This is a genomic window from Candidatus Saccharibacteria bacterium oral taxon 488, assembly GCA_013100805.1.
In the GTDB taxonomy this organism is placed as follows: domain Bacteria; phylum Patescibacteriota; class Saccharimonadia; order Saccharimonadales; family Saccharimonadaceae; genus Nanosynbacter.
In genome coordinates, this window is sequence record CP040000.1 from 641,636 (window position 1) to 660,269 (window position 18,634).

Annotated in this window: 15 protein-coding genes and 5 tRNA genes; 9 read left to right on the forward strand and 11 right to left on the reverse strand. The window is 51.0% G+C overall.

Annotation, left to right across the window (positions count from 1 at the left end; genetic code table 11):
* Window positions 1–157: 157 nt before the first annotated feature.
* On the forward strand, window positions 158–1,969 hold the full coding sequence (locus FBF27_03375) for an ABC transporter ATP-binding protein (GenBank protein ID QJU09437.1): 1,812 nt from the start codon (window positions 158–160) through the stop codon (window positions 1,967–1,969).
* Window positions 1,970–2,013: 44 nt separating this feature from the next.
* Complete coding sequence (locus FBF27_03380; protein QJU09660.1) at window positions 2,014–2,667, forward strand: DedA family protein; 654 nt, start codon at window positions 2,014–2,016, stop codon at window positions 2,665–2,667.
* 43 nt (window positions 2,668–2,710) lie between these two features.
* On the opposite strand, the gene uvrA is transcribed toward FBF27_03380, so the two are convergent.
* Window positions 2,711–5,545 carry an excinuclease ABC subunit UvrA gene (gene uvrA, locus FBF27_03385; protein QJU09438.1) on the reverse strand — a complete coding sequence of 945 codons (2,835 nt, stop codon included), beginning with the start codon at window positions 5,543–5,545 and terminating at the stop codon, window positions 2,711–2,713.
* Window positions 5,546–5,692: 147 nt separating this feature from the next.
* Here uvrA and FBF27_03390 point away from each other — a divergent pair, with 147 nt between their 5' ends.
* Window positions 5,693–6,112, forward strand: coding sequence for a hypothetical protein (locus FBF27_03390; GenBank protein ID QJU09439.1), 420 nt, complete (start codon window positions 5,693–5,695; stop codon window positions 6,110–6,112).
* 41 nt (window positions 6,113–6,153) lie between these two features.
* On the opposite strand, the gene sbcB is transcribed toward FBF27_03390, so the two are convergent.
* The 5 genes from sbcB to FBF27_03415 all read right to left on the reverse strand — a co-directional run bounded on the left by sbcB (window position 6,154) and on the right by FBF27_03415 (window position 11,366).
* Window positions 6,154–7,569, reverse strand: a complete 1,416-nt coding sequence (gene sbcB, locus FBF27_03395) for an exodeoxyribonuclease I (protein ID QJU09440.1) — start codon at window positions 7,567–7,569, stop codon at window positions 6,154–6,156.
* 38 nt (window positions 7,570–7,607) lie between these two features.
* Window positions 7,608–8,927, reverse strand: coding sequence for a GTPase ObgE (obgE, locus tag FBF27_03400; GenBank protein ID QJU09441.1), 1,320 nt, complete (start codon window positions 8,925–8,927; stop codon window positions 7,608–7,610).
* A gap of 64 nt (window positions 8,928–8,991) precedes the next feature.
* A complete protein-coding gene (locus FBF27_03405) occupies window positions 8,992–9,945 on the reverse strand; it encodes a CHAP domain-containing protein (GenBank protein ID QJU09442.1) in 954 nt (317 codons plus the stop codon).
* 402 nt (window positions 9,946–10,347) lie between these two features.
* Complete coding sequence (locus FBF27_03410) at window positions 10,348–11,145, reverse strand: hypothetical protein (GenBank protein ID QJU09443.1); 798 nt, start codon at window positions 11,143–11,145, stop codon at window positions 10,348–10,350.
* A gap of 146 nt (window positions 11,146–11,291) precedes the next feature.
* Window positions 11,292–11,366, reverse strand: a tRNA-Glu gene (locus FBF27_03415).
* Between FBF27_03415 and FBF27_03420 the strand changes: the two genes are divergently transcribed.
* Complete coding sequence (locus tag FBF27_03420) at window positions 11,359–12,735, forward strand: DUF11 domain-containing protein (GenBank protein QJU09444.1); 1,377 nt, start codon at window positions 11,359–11,361, stop codon at window positions 12,733–12,735. The genes FBF27_03415 and FBF27_03420 overlap by 8 nt on opposite strands.
* A 65-nt stretch (window positions 12,736–12,800) precedes the next feature.
* Window positions 12,801–13,016 carry a hypothetical protein gene (locus tag FBF27_03425; protein ID QJU09445.1) on the forward strand — a complete coding sequence of 72 codons (216 nt, stop codon included), beginning with the start codon at window positions 12,801–12,803 and terminating at the stop codon, window positions 13,014–13,016.
* 7 nt (window positions 13,017–13,023) lie between these two features.
* Here FBF27_03425 and FBF27_03430 read toward each other — a convergent pair whose 3' ends face one another.
* Window positions 13,024–15,195 (reverse strand): hypothetical protein, encoded by a 2,172-nt coding sequence (locus tag FBF27_03430; protein QJU09446.1) that lies wholly within the window; start codon window positions 15,193–15,195, stop codon window positions 13,024–13,026.
* A 13-nt stretch (window positions 15,196–15,208) separates the two neighbouring features.
* Window positions 15,209–16,363 (reverse strand): hypothetical protein, encoded by a 1,155-nt coding sequence (locus FBF27_03435; protein ID QJU09447.1) that lies wholly within the window; start codon window positions 16,361–16,363, stop codon window positions 15,209–15,211.
* Here FBF27_03435 and FBF27_03440 point away from each other — a divergent pair.
* Window positions 16,338–16,793 carry a response regulator gene (locus FBF27_03440; GenBank protein QJU09448.1) on the forward strand — a complete coding sequence of 152 codons (456 nt, stop codon included), beginning with the start codon at window positions 16,338–16,340 and terminating at the stop codon, window positions 16,791–16,793. The genes FBF27_03435 and FBF27_03440 overlap by 26 nt on opposite strands.
* Before the next feature lie 4 nt (window positions 16,794–16,797).
* Here the strand turns inward: FBF27_03440 and FBF27_03445 are convergent, their stop codons facing one another.
* Complete coding sequence (locus FBF27_03445) at window positions 16,798–17,631, reverse strand: bifunctional 5,10-methylenetetrahydrofolate dehydrogenase/5,10-methenyltetrahydrofolate cyclohydrolase (protein ID QJU09449.1); 834 nt, start codon at window positions 17,629–17,631, stop codon at window positions 16,798–16,800.
* A gap of 56 nt (window positions 17,632–17,687) precedes the next feature.
* Between FBF27_03445 and FBF27_03450 the strand changes: the two genes are divergently transcribed.
* Together FBF27_03450 and FBF27_03455 are read left to right on the forward strand one after the other, a co-directional pair.
* Window positions 17,688–17,764: transfer RNA gene (locus FBF27_03450), tRNA-His, on the forward strand.
* Between the two features lie 73 nt (window positions 17,765–17,837).
* Window positions 17,838–17,914, forward strand: a tRNA-Lys gene (locus FBF27_03455).
* A gap of 59 nt (window positions 17,915–17,973) precedes the next feature.
* Here the strand turns inward: FBF27_03455 and FBF27_03460 are convergent.
* Together FBF27_03460 and FBF27_03465 are read right to left on the reverse strand one after the other, a co-directional pair.
* The gene (locus tag FBF27_03460; protein ID QJU09450.1) at window positions 17,974–18,384 is read right to left on the reverse strand and encodes a hypothetical protein; all 411 of its coding nucleotides are present in this window, start codon (window positions 18,382–18,384) and stop codon (window positions 17,974–17,976) included.
* 22 nt (window positions 18,385–18,406) lie between these two features.
* Window positions 18,407–18,483, reverse strand: a tRNA-Arg gene (locus FBF27_03465).
* Window positions 18,484–18,526: 43 nt separating this feature from the next.
* Between FBF27_03465 and FBF27_03470 the strand changes: the two genes are divergently transcribed.
* Window positions 18,527–18,601, forward strand: a tRNA-Gly gene (locus FBF27_03470).
* The last annotated feature ends 33 nt before the right edge of the window (window positions 18,602–18,634 follow it).

The following is an 18,634-nucleotide window of genomic DNA, read 5'->3' on the forward strand; positions in this document are numbered from 1 at the left end:
AGTGTAGAGACATAGACACGTCACGCTCCCTCGGCTACCTTTTATTCATAGTACGCTAACATTCTTCCATCAGTTGACAGCCAACCCGCCCCTGTTATACAATGAAATTTGTATTATTATCGTGAGTCTTGGTCGCCCGAGCCCACCATAGCGGGTCGTGGATGACCTATCTTTATATCAAAATATAAATCTAAGGAGTTTTACCTTGCGACAACAACACGCAAAAATAACATTACAATTACTATGGCGAGCGTCACGTCCATACAAATGGCGACGCAATCTAGCGCTCATTACAGCTACCTTAACCTTAGCGGTAGGCACAATTGTCGGACCGCTGATTATCGCACAGCTCCTGGATATGATTCAACATGGTCAGCTACAGACCGGCTCTGTGTGGACGCTTGTGATTCTCTATGGCCTCAGCCAACTATGGTCAGAGATTATTGGGTGGCGGATAGTACTGTATTTAATGTGGACGTTAGAAACCATTATGCAGCGCGACATCGCAAACAAGGTATTCGCCAAGCTATCTGGTGAGACCATGTTTTTCCACTCTAACAAATTTGGTGGCTCGCTCGTCAGCCAAAACAGCAAGCTCAGTAGCTGTGTTGAGCGATTTTGGGATGAGCTAGTGTGGGCAGTACTGCCGCTGGTTATCTCACTCACCGGATCAATTGTTATCCTGTCGATGTTACTCTGGCAATACGCGCTCTTTCTATTCATGTTCTCGATCATCTTTGGCGTAGCCGTGTTCTTTGGATCGCGTCCGATGGCCAAATTAAGTAGGCGTGAGGCGGAGGCCAGCAACAAAGTAAGCGGCAACCTCGCTGACATGGTGTCAAATGTGCTTGCTGTCAAGTCATCCAGCGCTGAAAAAATCGAGCAGCAGCGATTTGATAAAACAAATCGCGCATGGCGCAAGGCTAGCCTGGCCACCATGCGAGGGTTCCTCACTGTCAGCAGTGTTTACTCAACGATAAACACCAGCATCCGAATCGGTGCCATCGTGTTCGCTATTTATGCAGCACAGTATAATGTCGTTTCGGTCGCAGCGGTGTACTTAATCATTACCTACACTGGTAGTGTTGCCCGTGAGCTGTGGAATATGAATAGCATCATGCGCAATTATAACCGGATCATCGGTGACGCTCATGAGATGGTCGAGATATTACACACACCAACATCACTTGTTGATAGAAGTGACAAAAAGCTTCATGTTAATCGCGGTGTTATTGATTTTGATGCCGTAACCTTTACGCATGACGAAGGCAAGGGGGCGATGCTGTTTCGCGACTTTTCATTGCATATTACGCCAGGCGAAAAGGTCGGGCTGGTTGGTTCTAGTGGTTCGGGCAAGACGACTCTGACGAAATTGCTGCTGAGATTTGCCGACATCGACTCGGGCGCAATCATGATTGATGAGCAGGACATTGCCGAGGTCACACAGGCCAGCCTCCGTTCGCAGATCGCTTACGTGCCGCAGGAGCCGCTGCTGTTTCACCGTTCGGTGCGTGAGAACATTGCCTATGGCAAGGCCGACGCTACTGATGCCGAGATTGAACAAGCAGCCAAAAAGGCGGGGGCCTATGATTTTATTACTCAGCTGCAGGACGGCTTTGACACACTGGTCGGTGAGCGCGGCGTAAAGTTGTCGGGTGGACAGCGCCAGCGCATTGCTATCGCTCGGGCCATCGTGAAAGATGCGCCAATCTTGGTCCTCGACGAGGCGACCTCGGCGCTTGATTCTGAGTCAGAAGTTCTAATCCAAAAATCGCTCAAGACACTGATGCAGAACCGTACCTCAATCGTCATCGCTCATCGACTTTCAACAATCGCCAAGCTTGATCGAATCATCGTGATGCACGATGGTAAGATAGTCGAGGATGGCTCACATGACCAGCTCATTAAGCATGGCGGCCACTACGCAAAACTGTGGCAGCATCAATCTGGCGGCTTTATTGACGCCTAACCAGCACAGTCTCTAGGTAGTATGCTATAATGCATAATGATATGATGCACGCGTTTATTGATTTTATTGTTCATTTTGGTGTTGTCGCGATTTTGCTGGTTGTCTTTGCCGAATCGGGCCTACTCTTTGGTTTCGTCTTTCCGGGCGATAGTCTGCTATTCACGGCTGGCTATATGGTTCAGCAGCATATTTTGCCAATTGATATTCATTTCTTTGCGCTCCTGCTCTCATTAATGGCTATTCTCGGCGACAGTGTCGGTTACGCATTTGGACATAAAGTTGGCCGTAAATTATTTGAACGCAAAAACTCTCGCTTCTTTAAGAAGAAATATCTCGTGCAAGCCGAAAAGTTTTACGAAAAGCATGGCTCACTTACTGTGGTGCTGGCACGGTTTGTACCGATTGTGCGTACGTTTGCGCCAATCGTGGCCGGCGCTAGCAAGATGCACTATCGAACTTTTATTATTTTTAATATTCTCGGTGGCGTTATTTGGGCCACGCTTTTCACCTACCTCGGATTCTTTGCTGGCAAGGCGCTCACCGACGCTGGTGTTAATATAGAAGTCGCCGCACTGGTCATCATCTTTTTGTCAGTGCTGCCAATGATTATTCACGCCCTCAAGCAGGAGCATACTCGCGCGACACTACGCCAACAAGTATCAGTCCTGTTTGGCAAGAATCCCCGCAAAAAGCAATAAGCCTTCATGTATGAAGACTGCTCGTTAGTAGCTGTACGTCAAACTACAGCAAACTTTTCAGATACGTACCAGTAAATGATTCTGGCACGTTGGCGACTTCTTCTGGCGTGCCGCTCGCCACCACCGTACCGCCGCCGAGACCACCCTCAGGCCCCATATCAATAATCCAGTCGGCCGATTTGATGACATCCAGATTGTGCTCAATGATGATCATACTGTTGCCGCCGTCAACCAGCTGCTGCAAAATCCCCAGCAGCCGCTTAACATCGGCAGAATGTAGCCCAGTTGTCGGCTCGTCCAGAATATACATCGTCTTGCCCGTCGAACGCTTGGAGAGTTCTGTCGCTAGTTTAATCCGCTGTGCCTCGCCGCCTGAAAAGGTGGTCGCTGGCTGGCCGAGCTTGATGTAGCTAAGACCAACTTCGACCAGCGTCTGTAATTTCCGGGCGATATTAGGCACACTATCAAAGAACTCCGCCGCCTGCTCGACCGTCATATCAAGTACATCAGCAATGGTCTTATTTTTATACTTAATCTCCAGCGCCTCACGATTGTAACGCTGACCGTGACACTCGTCGCACTGGACGTAGACATCTGGCAAGAAATGCATTTCGATCTTGATCATACCGTCGCCTTGGCAATTTTCGCAGCGGCCGCCCTTGACGTTAAAGCTAAACCGGCCCGCTTTATAGCCGCGAACATTAGCCTCAGGCGTGCTGGCAAACAGCTCGCGAATTGGCGTAAAAATACCAGTGTAGGTCGCTGGATTGGAGCGTGGCGTACGGCCAATTGGCGACTGATCGATGACGATGGCTTTGTCTAGCTGCTTGATACCCTCAATTTTATCGTGTGCCCCTGACACATCGCTGGCCCGATTCAGCCGTGCCGCTAATTCTTTGGCGACAATATCATTAACTAGAGTTGATTTACCGCTACCTGATACACCCGACACCACTGTCATCAGACCCAAGGGGAACGCCACGTCGATACGCTTCAAGTTGTTCTCACGAGCACCGCGGACGATCAGTTGACGGCTCGCATCAACCTGGCGGCGGTGTTTTGGTACGGCAATCTTTTCTATACCCGACAGATACCAACCAGTCACGCTATCTGCACATTTTGCTACCTCTTCAGGAGAACCCAGCGCCACCACCGCGCCGCCATGCACACCAGCGCCTGGGCCCATATCGATCAAAAAGTCACTCTGCCGAATGGTATCCTCGTCGTGTTCGACTACCAGCACCGTATTGCCGAGATTACGTAGGTGCTTCAGCGTAGCAATCAGCCGATCATTATCGCGCTGATGCAGGCCAATTGATGGCTCATCCAGCACATACAGCACACCCTGCAAACCGCTACCAATCTGCGTTGCCAGCCGAATTCGCTGCGCCTCGCCGCCGCTCAACGTATTGGCGGCGCGCCCTAACTCCAAATAATTAAGCCCGACATTACTCATAAAGCCGAGGCGGGCGGTAATCTCTTTCAAAATAAGCCTCGCGATCATTGCCTGCTGCTCGTTCAATGTTAACTTGTGAGTGAACAAATCAAGCGCGTCATCAACTCCAAGATCGCAAATATCCATAATATTCAACCCCTGCACCGTTACCGCCAAGACAACCGGCTTCAGCCGCGCGCCACCGCAAACATAACAATCCCGCTGGCGCATAAACCGCTCAATGTCCTTGCGCATAAATTCGCTATCGGTTTCTTTCCAGCGCCGCTCCAGATTAGGGATCACCCCTTCATAGGTTGTATCGTAATGCCGCCCATTGCCGAGCTGCACTGGATATTTCTGATCGCCCGTGCCGTAGAGTACTTTCTGGCGCGCCTCATCAGACAACTGCCCGACCGGCGTCCGGATACTAAAACCATGCGCCTCGGCTACCGCCGAAATCTTGCGCATGTAAAAGTTATCAACATTGATCCGGTTGTATGGCCGAATTGCCCCTTCGGCAATCGTCAGATTCTCATTCAGTACTAAATGAGGATCAACCTCCAATCGGCTGCCAAGTCCAGTGCAGCTCGGACAAGCCCCTTGCGGTGCATTAAAACTAAACAGACGCGGCTCAAGCTCTGGAATCTCCTCATCTGGATGATCAACACAGGCATATCGCTGCGAGAATGTCTTCAGTTCATCCGTATCAGCATCCAGCACCTCAACCATACCCTGGCCAAGCTCCAGCGCCTGCTCGACACTCTGACTCAACCGACTAGTCAGGTCACTGTTCATTGCCAGGCGGTCAACCACTAACTCGATACTGTGCTTGTAACTTTTCTGTAACTGCGGAAACTCATCCAGCGCATACACCACACCATCCACGCGCACCCGGGCGTAACCTAACCGTCGATATTGCTCTGGAATGTGCGCAAACTCGCCCTTCTTATTCTTGACAATTGGTGCGAGTAGCAGCAATCGCTTGCCATCATATTGCTTAGCAATCTCTTGGATAATCGCCTCGGCTGTGCGGCGCGACACTGGCTTATGGCAGCGCGTGCCGTCTGGCTTGAGAGCCGGACAATGCGGCGTGCCAATCCGCGCAAACAAGAGGCGCAGATAATCATAAATCTCGGTCACCGTCGCCACGGTTGAACGTGGATTACGGCTGGTTGACTTTTGGTCAATTGAAATTGCCGGACTCAGACCCTCAATGCTATCAACATCCGGCTTATCCATAATGCCTAAAAATTGCCGCGCATAGCTCGACAGACTTTCGACATAGCGGCGCTGGCCCTCGGCGTAAATCGTATCAAACGCTAGTGACGACTTACCACTACCACTCAGGCCAGTGATTACCACTAATTTATCGCGCGGAATTTCCACGTCAATATTTTTCAGATTGTGTTCACGGGCGCCCTTGACGCGAATTACCTCTGGCATATCTGGTCTATTATACCGAATAGACGTTTATTTTTCCAGTTGCAGCGGGCGAGATAATTTCCCCTGATACCACACCATAAATGTATTTATAAAAACATATTATGCTTATGATTGCAAATATAATAATCGGCTGTTATAGTAAAATACATGAAGAGGTTTGTGATCATCTGTGGAATTGCCGTTGCCGTCGCAACCTTGTTTTACCTGACTCGTGAAGAGTGGTTTTCATTCATGGTTATCGGCAGACTCCCCTTTACCAGCATTATCCTGCCAGCGGCTGTGATGATGGGTTTTTGGATGATCATTGTACCGGCGTGCATTATTTGGGCCAAGTCGATCAGCGTCACGTTCTGGAACAGCATCGAGATACTGGGGCGATTTGATCAGCGTCGTATCAATCGACAGTTCCGCCTCGCAGCGCGGACTCGTCACGCTGCGGCACAACAGGTCAGTCTAGCAATGGTCGCCACGTGGCTAGCAGTAACACAGCGCCACTTAACACAGACTGATACCACTATGAAAGCGGACGACCAATCAACCACACGATTGGCCGTGGCGACGAACTAGCACGCCCACCTGACTCATTCAAATTTAGCCGAGTCCTCATTCTAGTCCTCAGTCGGCACTATTGCCTCTACCCACAACTGCAATTCTTGCAAAATAAACTGCTGCTCGTCAGTCGCTGTCGGCGCTAAACGATGCAAAGCTGTCATAAACCCTGGTAACTGCACCTGCAGGCGCTGAGCCCGCCAGGTTTCCCACTGCGCCAAATCGTCTTCACTGAGCGAACGCGGAAAGTTGCGTGCTTTGTAGTGCAGCAATAGCGGCGCTAAACGTTCGTCCTGAAATTCTGGATGAAAATCAGCCAGCTCGCGTTCATCGGCATTGCGCACCGCTTCGACACGGATACGATCACGGTCGTTCAAAAAGCCATCATACAATTGCGCTTCTGGATCAGGCAATTTCTTGAAGGCTGGCTTGTTTTCAAAAATAGTCCGTAATTTTTCGGCAAAGTCTGGATGTTTTAGTAATATGTTTTGGTGCTTTTGGACAGTTTTAGCGTCCAGTGAAATCTTCCGCCAGCCATCGCCCTGTTCCAGCACACCCAGCGGCGCCACCGCCGGACAGCGGTTATATTGTAATTCTTTTACCGGTAATTTAACGAAATCCTCAGCTTGCCGCTCTTCCCACGAAGCAAAGATTTTTGCTGACAATTCCTCTGCGCTTAGTCCTACAAACGGCGTCGGATCGTAACGCAGATCATAGACAACCACACCGCCATTTCGACTGGTCGTCAGCGGAAAGGCCACCGTAGTTTTAGCAAATTCTTTATCATAACGACCGCTGGCATAGACAAATGGCTTTTTATCATCGACGTTAACCAGCTGCTGGACTACTTTTTTGTCACGCATTTTTAGTAAATAGTCGTATAGTTGCGGCTGTTTTTGTTTGATTAATTTCGTCACGGCAATCAGTGCCGTTACGTCCGCCAAGGCGTCATGAGCATTTTCGTGCGCTATACCATTGGCGCTGGTGATCAACTCCAAGCGGTTACTTGGCTCACCCTTAGCATCAAGCGGCCAATTAATCCCTTCCGGTCTGAGCGCCCGCGTCAATCGCACCACATCCAGCAAATCCCAACGCGAGCGACCGTCTTTCCAGCTCCATTCGTAAGGATCATGGAAGTTGCGCCACAACAAATGGCGGATAAATTCGTCGTCAAACCGAATGTTATTAAAACCAACCGCAATAGTCTCAGGCGTGAAAATTTCCTCACTCAACATCCAGGCAAACTGCGCTTCGGTGTAGCCCTCCTCAACCGTTTTTTGCGGCGTGATGCCAGTCACCATCAGCGCGTCAGGACTTGGCAATGTATCATCATTCAGCGTCACCAGCAGGTTATATGGCTCACCAATCGGCTCGAGATTCATATCCATCTGCTGCCCGGCAAACTGCATAATGCGGTCTTGCCGCGGATTTAGTCCGCTAGTTTCTAAGTCATAGAAGAAAAATGTCTGTGCCATACCTATAGTATAGCAAAGCTATGAGATGACACCCAAACCTACTGCTCAACCAGCGTAAACGGCATCGATTCGCCAATCTGCACCACGGTCTCGCCCACCGCACCCTGACGGATTAGCTCGTGAGTGATACCCATTTTTCGCATGATATCGCGCAGGCGATTGACTGATTCAAATTGATCAAAGTTAGTGCGGCGAGCAAACTTTTCAATTTTAGCACCGTGAATAATGAAACTGACCGCATCTTCATCATCTACATTTTCAGGCTCCGCACCAACAACCCGCTCCACCGTCCAGGCGTCAGACGCTGCTTGCGCGTCCAGGGCGATTACCGGTAGATCATCACCCTCTTCCTCAACCATCTCCGCCTCACGTGCCCGATATTCAGTAACTTCACGGCGCAGCAAACGCAGCAGCTCAGTCACGCCAGCATGCGTTTGCGAGGAAATCGCCACCACCGGCGAACCGTTCGCCACATTCTGCAGTGCCGTCGACTGCATGGCAATAATCTCATCATCCAGCCCTTCACACTTCGTCAAAGCGATGATCTCTGGACGCGCCGCTAATTCTTCAGAATATTTTTCCAGCTCGCGGCGAATGGTCTGGTATTTTTCTGCTGGGTCGTCACTATACGCGTCAATCATGTGCAGCAACACGGCCGTCCGCTCAACATGGCGAAGGAACTGGTCACCCAAGCCCTTACCTTCCGAGGCGCCTTCAATCAGTCCTGGAATATCGGCAATCAACACCGAACCATCATCAACATCAGCTACGCCCAGATTTGGCGTCAATGTCGTAAACTCATAATTAGCAATCTCTGGACGAGCATTAGAAACCACGCTTAAGAATGTCGATTTACCAGCATTCGGAAAACCAACCAAACCAACATCGGCCAGCAATTTTAGTTCCAGCTCTGCCTCAAATTCTTCACCCGCCTCGCCAAGTTCAGCCATCTTTGGTGCTTGGCGCGTACTTGATGTAAAGTGCGCGTTACCAAAACCACCATCACCACCCCGAGCAACGACCGCTTGTTGCTGGTCTGCCGTCAAGTCTGCCACCACCTTGCCGTCACGCTTGACCAACGTACCCATTGGCACTTTGACGACCAGCGGCGAGCCGCTCTTGCCGCGTTTATTGCGCTTACTACCGTCACCACCATTTTCTGCTTTTAGTTCTGGCTTGTAGCGAAAATTCAGCAGTGTATTGAGGTCTTTAGTTGCCAAAAAAATGACGTCACCGCCGCGGCCGCCATCGCCACCATCAGGACCACCCTTATCAACATATTTCTCATGCCGAAAACTGACTGCACCATTGCCGCCCTTGCCAGCTCGCACTAATACTTTCGCTGTATCTACAAACATAGTTTCAGTATACCAAAAAGCGCCCCCGAGAGATAGCGAAGGCACTTTGTTGCCTTAGAACATCCTAGTGGATAAAGTTATACCGACCAACTTCAGATATCGGGATTGTTCGATGCGTCACGACGTTATACCCAGCATAATTCATGTCGCTAACGTAGATCGTGCCACCTTCAACCCGCTCGACCATACCGACGTGGCCAAGACCGCCACCGCCCCATGTCGTCTGGAAGATTGCCCCTGGTGCCGGTGTATGGTTAACGACAAAACCTGCTGCCCGAGCACTTGCCGCCCACGACGTTGCGTTGCCCCAGAAACTACCGATTGGTCGACCAAGTGCTGCTCGCCGCTCGTACACATACCACGTACAGTTGCCAAGAGCGTATCGATTGCCAACTGATGCTCGAGCGTAACCATAGCTGATACCACTGACTGCGCCGCCCGTTGTCCGCCCTGCATAACCCCGACGGCCCGAGCGCGACGCCACGTAACCTGGCTGCTCATTTTCTGGCAGTACGCCACCCGGCAAGACAATCCTTGTGTCCTTGGTTAGCGCCGCCCCATTTACCAAGTCGTTATATAATGCCACCCGTTCAGGATTTGCTTTATACTTTTCTGCCAACTTTTCAATAGTATCGCCGTCTTTGACTGTATAAACCACACCATCAACCATCGGGATGGTCAATGTTTTACCGGCTTCAACTGCATCAGATGTCGTATTGTTTGCCCAGCGCACCGTCTGTGCCGTTACATTAAACTTCTTGGCGATAGAATTCATCGTATCACCCTGCTTAGTGACGTAAGTCTTGATGCCACGTTGAGCTGATTTCTCAGGCTGGATAATCTGCGGCTTAGAAATAACCTCTGTATCACCCTGAGCCAACTCTTTTCTGATTGACAGCGTTGCCGTCGCCTCACGTAAATCACCAGCAGTTGGCAGATTAACCGTCTCAGCCAGATCGGTTACCGCATTAGCAGCCGCCAGTTGATCTACTGAAACCTTATTTGTCTCATGTGTCACACCAGTAGACGGTGCGATTGGCTGAGAGGCCGAGACTGAACCCTGCTGACTGGCGACGCCACCTGTCTGATAGCTTAGTGCCAGAAATGAAATAACTAATAGAAAGATTCCGCCATACGCCGATATTGCGCTTAGCTTGAGTTTTTTGCCCCGATGGGCAGATGCTTGATTACGAATAACGCTTCTCCCGTGTCAATGTCTCCATCAACACTGACTACCGTACTAAGTCTTTCTTCTCGCACAAGAACAGGATGCATTGTCGACCTAATAATTAGTTAATATTGCTAAACGATTAGTTTTCCGCATCCGTGCGACCGTTCTGGTAGGCCCGCGCGCCTACACGGCGTATACCCTGTATGAGCGCAAGCTTGTTTCCATTATACGCGATCCTCTCATAATTTGTCAATGCTTTATCTTGTAATACACCTCACCCTTTAGCATATACACCAGCCCAACAACAAAGCTCAAAATGACTGCATGTGGCACCACCGCAGACATCGCCATAATCATCGCAAAGAGAATGGTAGCAGGAGCAATATACAACAGTGTCACGACAAGTATGAACGCACATATGAGTGCGAACGGCACTCGCACCATCAAGGTTAGACCAATATTGCGATAACGCAGACCCCGCCTCTGCTTGATTCTCTCCGCCTCAGATAGTTGATCGGCTGAACGCGGCTGCCAGTATGACGCTCCCTTAGGCATCGCGATAATCTTCCATAGCCACAGCGAACCAATAGTCGTACACGCCACCATAAACAATATAGCCGGGAGCGAGTTATTAAAGGCTAGTATAGCACTAAATATCGCACGGGTAGCCTCTCGAAGCGCTGAACTAAATGGGCCAACCTGAGAGATATAGAACAGCGCCAATACCACGAATTGCACCACCGGATACACCACAGCCATGGCAAGCGCAGCGATGCGTTGCCGGTACTGGTCAGTTCGACGGGACTGCTTCAAGACAATGAGACCCTGAACGAGGAGTGATGCGATAGCTACGCCAATGACAGCCAGTACTAACGGCATATCCTGAAGGTTCTGAAAGAATAGCGGTAGTTGACCTATGAATACCCCCGTTGAACAAACAAGTATTGCCGCCTCAATAATAATGACTGCCTCATATCGAATGTTACGCTCTGGCGAAGACGTAGCTTGTTTCTTGGGCTTATCCTTTGTGGTCGTCGTCTTTGTCATTCGAGGATTTTCTCCTTTCTTTTTGAAGTGTCCTACTATTTATTATACCAGAGTATTTTTATGTTTTGACGTCAACAAAAATAGCTCGCTATCAAAACTGAGCGAGCTACTGCAAATTCAAACGGGATAACTATCCTCATAAATATTGGTGACCTCACGGAGAATCGAACTCCGATTGCCAGGATGAAAACCTGGTGTCCTGACCGTTAGACGATGAGGCCATCAAACAGGTCGTATTGTAGCAGATTGGCAATATTTTGTCTAGGAATTAGCTGCGGCTGCTGGCTGTGGCAAAAATTGACTTTTACAACATTTTGGTGTATTCTACATAGAGTTATGAGGATAAAGGAGGAAGCTATGCGAAACTTATCATCACTATTCCGCTCGCTATCGCTGCGTCACTACGCTGTTTTAGCGGTAGTCGCAGTCACAGCAGCGGTGCCAACTACATTATGGGCGCTAGATTCTGATCACTCCGCCAACACCAATACCCAGGCACCGACGAACACAAAACCTACGCCAGTTTACAGCTGTAATGCGCTCAGCATTGATCAGTTTTCAGCTACTAGTTTCAAGTTCTCAGTTAAATATTCCGCTCATGGCGGCGCAACCTATAAGACAACAATTTACAAAGTCTACGACGCCAGCGGCAAAGAAGTATACCGAACTGGTAACGAGTTCAAGGGCTTCGCGCCAGGCACGTACACGGTTAAAGCCTTTATCGTCGTTGACGTAAACGGCAAAGAAGAGACGGTGACCAGCGATGCCTGCACCAAACAGGCCACAGTCCCTGGCGAAACCCCGGCTCCACAACCAAAGCCTGAGCCAAAACCACAACCAAAACCTGAGCCAAAGCCAGATAAACCACCGAAAATCACTCTAGCGCTTGCCGTCAAGACTACCGTCAATGGTGCGCAACACAAGACAGTCGCCGTCAACGAGGCCTTCACTTACCAGGTAACTGTCACCAACACGGGGACGGTTACGCTGCGGGATACGTACGCCACCAATGCCGCACCACAAGGTGTAACCTATCTAAAGGCGTCTGGTGGCACAATTCAGAATAATACCTGGCAGACATTGATTAGTGAGCTCAAGCCAAATGAGTCAAAAACATTTGCTATTGACGCGGTCGTTAAACAATACGTCGCGGGCACATTGACCAGCACAACTTGTCTCAAAAGCGAGCAGGCTTCGCTTGAGGGTCATAGCAATTGCAGCAGCGCTACTATAGAGGTGACTAAGCCGCAGGTCCCGGCTCCCCAGCCAAAACCGGCGCCAACGCCACAGCCAAAGCAACCAAAGCCAGCGCCGGCTGACCCGAAGCAACCAAACCCAGCCCAACCAGCTCCCCAACCAAAACCTGAGCCAAAAACGCCAGACCAATCGAAACAGCCATCGACCAATGACAATCAGCAGTCGCCATCAGCCTCAGGTGGCACACAGACCACCAACCCACCTGCCGCACCGACGACCGTTGGCGAACTGCCACGGACCGGTAACGCCACTGACACGCTCGTTGGTGGACTGGGTCTTGGCGCCCTACTCACCGCCGGGGTTGCCTACCTCATCAGTCGACGTCACGTATAATCATAAATCTGGTTGGCATGGATACCCCTCGCACCCCGAGGGGTATTTCATGGTACAATACTATTATGGCAAAGCAGAAGAAAAAGCGCTCCAAGAAATACTCTGGTGTTGACGCCGCAACAACTCGACCCAGTGTCACGCGCATCCAGGCGGTCAGCCGCTCGTCGGCCGGTCAATGGCTATATGAACGCAAAAAATTACTGCGTGGTGTCGGCATCGGCGTAGTAATAGTCATCATCGTCATTGTGATTATCACTGGCATCATTAGTTTATTCCGGTAAAACTTTCTCAGTGACTTGTCGCCTTTTTCTTGTTCGCGGCCGCCCTATCAAGTGGCAGACGAAAACCGAACGTGCTGCCCTTGTTTTCTTTCGAGGTAAAAATCATCGCCCCGCCGTGCTCCAGCACGACTTTACGCGCCAAAAACAAGCCAACGCCCGTGCCGTCAGGACGACGCTTGCGAGCATTTGAGGCGCGAAAGAATTTACCAAACACACCAGACTGCTCAGCTTTTGGCACGCCGATGCCTTGGTCTTCGACCGTAAACACCACTTCCCGCGTATCGCAACAGAGCGACACCTTGACAGTTGTTTGTTCTTTAGAATAAAAGATTGCGTTATCAATCATGTTCATGATGACTTGGCGGAGTTTTTCGGCGTCAATCGGCAACGTCGGAACATCATCGTCAATATGCACCGAAAGAGTGATGTTATGCTGCTTGGCCACAATCTTCAGCAGAGCCATTTCACTTTGTACAATATCACCGAGGTTAGCCGGCTGACGATTCATAGTGAATGTCCCGGTCTGTAAGCGAGAGATACTGAGAAAGTCATTGATCAGTTGTACCATGCGCTCACTCGAGGAAAAGGCTTCGCGCAGAACAGCTTTTTGTGTTGGACGAACTGGGCCGAGATCACCTTGGAGCAACATATCGAGATAGCCCTTGATACTGGTTAGCGGTGTCCGCAGCTGATGCGATGCCATAGAAATAAACTCATTCTTCGCCTCGTCTAGCCGCTGTAGCTGCTGGTTACTCATCCGCAGTTCCTGCGTCGCCGCCTCGACACGCTGCTGCAGCTCGGCATTCAGCTCATTCACCTCCTCCATCGACTGAGCATTTTTAATCGCAATCGCCAGCTCACCACGCACCGCCCGAAGCATTGAGAGATCGCGCTCGACATAATTATTTTTCTGACTTTCGCCGATCAGCACAAAACCAACGATATCCTCCTGCAGCGATAATGTCATGACGATAGCCAGTTTTTGTATCTTCATCGTCCGCCGTAGCTGCTCTGGCAGTGATTCGACGACCGCTACGTCATCAAGTTGTTCAATCTGGTGTTGCGCTGCCAATCCCGTTAGATCCACCTGCGGCGGACGAGTGTGTCCACGTGAGCCAAATATCCGAAAGCGCCCGTCATTATAGACCGCAAAGATCACCTGACGAGCCTTGAGGAGCCGCGTCAGGCACGCCGCTAATCGAGTCGTCAGCAGCCGCAGCCCCATTGTGTGCAGCAAAATTTGCCCAATCTCGTTGATAAAACTTTCAATGGTATAGTCTTGCCGATAAAATAGCTTGTCGGTCAAGCGATCAAAAAACTGCTTGGTCGGTTGAAACAAAAACCCTAACAATAATGCCGCCAGCACGCCCCAAAAGCCCGGTATCCCACCGATGTCGTGACCGCTGAGCGCACTGACAATCGCCGAGATAATATACGTCGCCGCATAATATACGATCGCTAACAAGCTCAACGACATCGCATATGCAATCGTTCGCACCGCCGCATCTTTCAGACCAAAGAGACGATGTTTAACAATCGTTAGGTATGCCAACGGTATAAAAATAAAGGTGCTCAGCGGACCGGCCCAAATGAGATCGTAGCGACCGACAGCTGGTAGCAGCAAATTAAATACCATACCCACGCCACCAGCAATCCCGTACGCATGAGAAATAAGCCGTAGCTGAGAGCGCACCAAAAGCGCACTACGACGACGAGCCTGATACGCGAGGATGATGAGTGCCGCCAAAAACAGCAGTATGAAATACGCCATATAAACGAAATAACCGATCGGATGGATAACGACGGTATGCTCATCCACTACCACTTGTGCTATCAGCCAATCAACTCGCACGACAATCACCGCAGCAACGATACTGAATAACACCCAAGCAGTGGCCGGTAACCATTTCATCGTTCGTCGGGAGCCGATATGAGCCGCCACCGAGAGCATGGCTACCGCGATCAGCGCTGCTCCGATGTAATATATCCTCAGATATATTAGTGCCGCCACCAGTACATTAGTCGCTAAAAACGCCGCAATACCCAGTGCCCACAGCGCAATGCCAACCGTCAGCACAAAAAAGAACCGGGTTGCCGGCTGGCGTGGTTGATGAGCCACGACCATAAGGCCAAATACCAATGACATCACCCCGGCAATGATCAGCCCCGCTATTTCCATGCCCACTCCCTCGTCATATTTCTAGTGTACCACCAACCTTTGGTCTACGCATAGCATACAGTGCATAGACACCGTCATCAGGACAATATACATCGACCTGCCAATCACCCAAACCCGCTACCCCCGCGATCCGCTGCATTGTTTCGATTGACCGAGGCTGGATATGTGGCCACTGCACAACATTCAGCGTAAAGCCTAGCTGTGGATGCGTATCACGCATATTACCAACCAGCAGCAACCCGCCGGGTTTCACCAGTTGGGCAGCATTAGCTAGAAAAGTTGCGGCATTAACCTGCAACGCCGTCGGACTTTCATCTGAAAGCACCTCGGGCACATACTCCAAAATTCCAACGGCATCGACTGCATCATATGCGGCCCCCTCAAGGCCAACCTGTCGCCGCAGTGCTCGAGCTGCCACATTCGTTTGCGCGTCTACTGCGGGCAAGGCTAAACCCTGAGGGTGCAGAATATTCATGCAGCAAACATCAGTAAACTGCCCAACTTCCATTGCCTGAGCATACGTTTTTGCGGCCCTGAGTGCCGACCGGTCAAGATCAACCAGTGCGACTCGCGGCGTAGGGTTGCCGCTCTCTTTGATGTGCCGGAGCGCCCGACAAACCGGCTGAGCAGCGCCGCAAGCTAGACTAACCCACTGCTGCTCTGTGGCGCCCAGAGACGCTTGATCAATAGCCTGCTTAGTGAGGATATTCTGAACAATTTCACCGCGACTGCGAATACCGTGCGCATCCAAAATGTTACAAGCCCAGTCGCGCACCGCTGGCGAGACTGGTTTGCCATTCGCTAATCGCTCAATGCTCGGATCATATAACAGGTCCAGTGCCGACGCCGTCGGTATCAGTTCCAGCCAATCCTCGACGCCAGGAACCCGAGCGATCAACTCACATGTTGCTGGATTGGTATCATCAATTATCGTTCGCTGGCGTTTAATTGCCGCCGTTAGATCAGCCTCACCATGAAAGCCCATACCAGCTAACTTTTCTAGCTCCGCCGCTATCCTCTCGTAGGATGACGTCTGATATCGGTCACACGTCGGCACTGGATGAATCCGCCACTGATCCAGCTCAAGTTCCGCCCTGCGCTCTGACAACTCAACCCAGCCATAACGCTCTGGCTGAATAGTTATGCTTTCACGCTGCTTTATTGTCACTTTGCCCACCTCTTTTGTGCTAGTTTTACAATACACCACTGCCTGCTATAATACAATTATGGTTAAAATTGCTATCATCGAAGATGACGCGACGATCAGTCAGATGTACCGAATGAAGTTCGAGGCGGACGGGTTTGACGTACGACTAGCGAGTAATGGCACAATTGGCGTGGCGCTCGTCGAATCGTTTCGTCCAGATGTTATTTTGCTTGATATCCAGATGCCAGAGATGAATGGAGCCGAGGCCTTGCGACATATTCGCTCACACGCGTGGGGCAAGACCATACCGGTTATCGTACTGACCAACCTCGGCGAAGAAGAAGCCCCGCGCGAGATGCGCTCACTCGGCATCCAAGGCTACATCGTCAAGGCCAACCTCACCCCGCGCCAAGTCGTCGCCCAGGTCAAATCAGTCATTACAAAGCCGTGAGTTTCTACCGGATATTAACCCGGCGCAGGCACGCCGTAATCACATTATCAAACAATGCGCTCACCGTCAGTGGGCCGACGCCGCCTTTTTCTGGTGTCAAGTGAATGTCGGTGCGCGTCCGATTCGCCGGTGCCACGTCACCAACAATCTTACCATCCTCCGAGGCGGTTCCTGCGTCAACCACCACCGCACCAGGTCGGATCATATTTGGCTGAATCAGTCCTGCCACGCCGGTTGCCGTGATGATGACGTCATATTCGTGTAGTCGCGATAAATCATCACCCCTACTAAATACCGTTACGTCCAGCCCCGACGCTCGCCACATCCGCTCGAGCGGCGCACCAACCAGCCGCCCACGCCCGACAATCGCCAACCTTTTACCAGCTAGCTCCACACTATAGCCCGCCAATAGCCAATTGATGGCCATCGGTGTCGCCGGGTCAAACAGCGTTCGCTCAGAATTAAGGCCATCGACGTCTTTTTCCGGTGCTACCAGCCGCACAATTTGATCAGTCCGCTCTGGTTCAGCGAGCGGCAGTTGGACGATAATTCCTTGGACGTCATCACGTTGATTCAGCGCCGTGATTGTCTCCGGTAGCTGACGAGTCGCCACCCGACAAATTTCTACCTCAATCAAAATATCCGCACCGTAGCGCTGCTTGAGGCGCATGTAGGTAGCGATGACCGGATTGTCCGAATCGGTGACGATGGCGAGGCGCGGCTGAATGCGGTGCGCTTGACGGAGCATGCGCACTTGCTTGGCCTGACGCTGCTTGATAAACGACGCGAGTTCTGCACCATTGAGAGATTTCATTGTTTGATTGTAGCAAATCAGCATGGGCGCGTCGAGCGCCTTGAGGATGGTAGCCGCCTGTGGTATAATCGGGAAGCTTGGCGGATGTAGCTCAGTTGGTTAGAGCGCTGGATTGTGGCTCCGGAGGCCGTGGGTTCGAGCCCCATCATTCGCCCCAAGCATTGTCCGTAGCAAAAGGTGCGACGCTATGTTTACCTTCACCACTCATTATGCTATAATCTGGACTGATTGGGCCAGTAGCTCAGCTGGTTAGAGCACCTGCCTCTTAAGCAGGGTGTCGAGGGTTCGAGCCCCTCCTGGCCCTCCAAGGAATTATCAAACCCCAGTTTTTCTGGGGTTTTTAGTATGCCTGGTAAATCATACTGTTTATGAAAATGGATTATAGCCGCGTGAAGGCGGCTCTTGAAATCGAGGCGATGATGGTGACGGACAACCGGTACCGCCCTCGCTAGTGGGGCGAGGCGGCGGTGTATTTTGTGCCGATGACGACGGCTCCGCTTGGCGCAGTGAATTACCCACAAAGGTACGATTGGAAAGCGGAGCGTCGCTAGTCGTGTCATAGTCTTCCGCTATATCGCCGGTGCTTGCTGATGGTACATAGCCGCGCGCACCCAGCGCTGATGACTGATAATTCCCGATCCGCTGACGATCACAGTTACGGTCGCTCACTCGACGACTTCGACCGGTATTACCAAACGCCGGCTGCGTCCGTGGCCGATGCGCCATCAACCGCTGAACTAACCGACGCGACATTCGCGGTTTACCACTAGCATCCATATGACCCTCCTTTGATCATTCCTGGCGCCCCGAGTAGGATTCGAACCTACGACCTTAGGCTTAGAAGTCCTCTGCTCTATCCAGCTGAGCTATCAGGGCATGTTCACATTATAGCATCTTTCTGGTACAATAGTGCAAGCTCGCGGGTGTAGTACAGCGGCTAGTATGCAAGTTTTCCAAACTTGAGATGGGAGTTCGATTCTCCCCACCCGCACCAATGCAAGATAATTTCAATCCGCAAAAAGGGCAT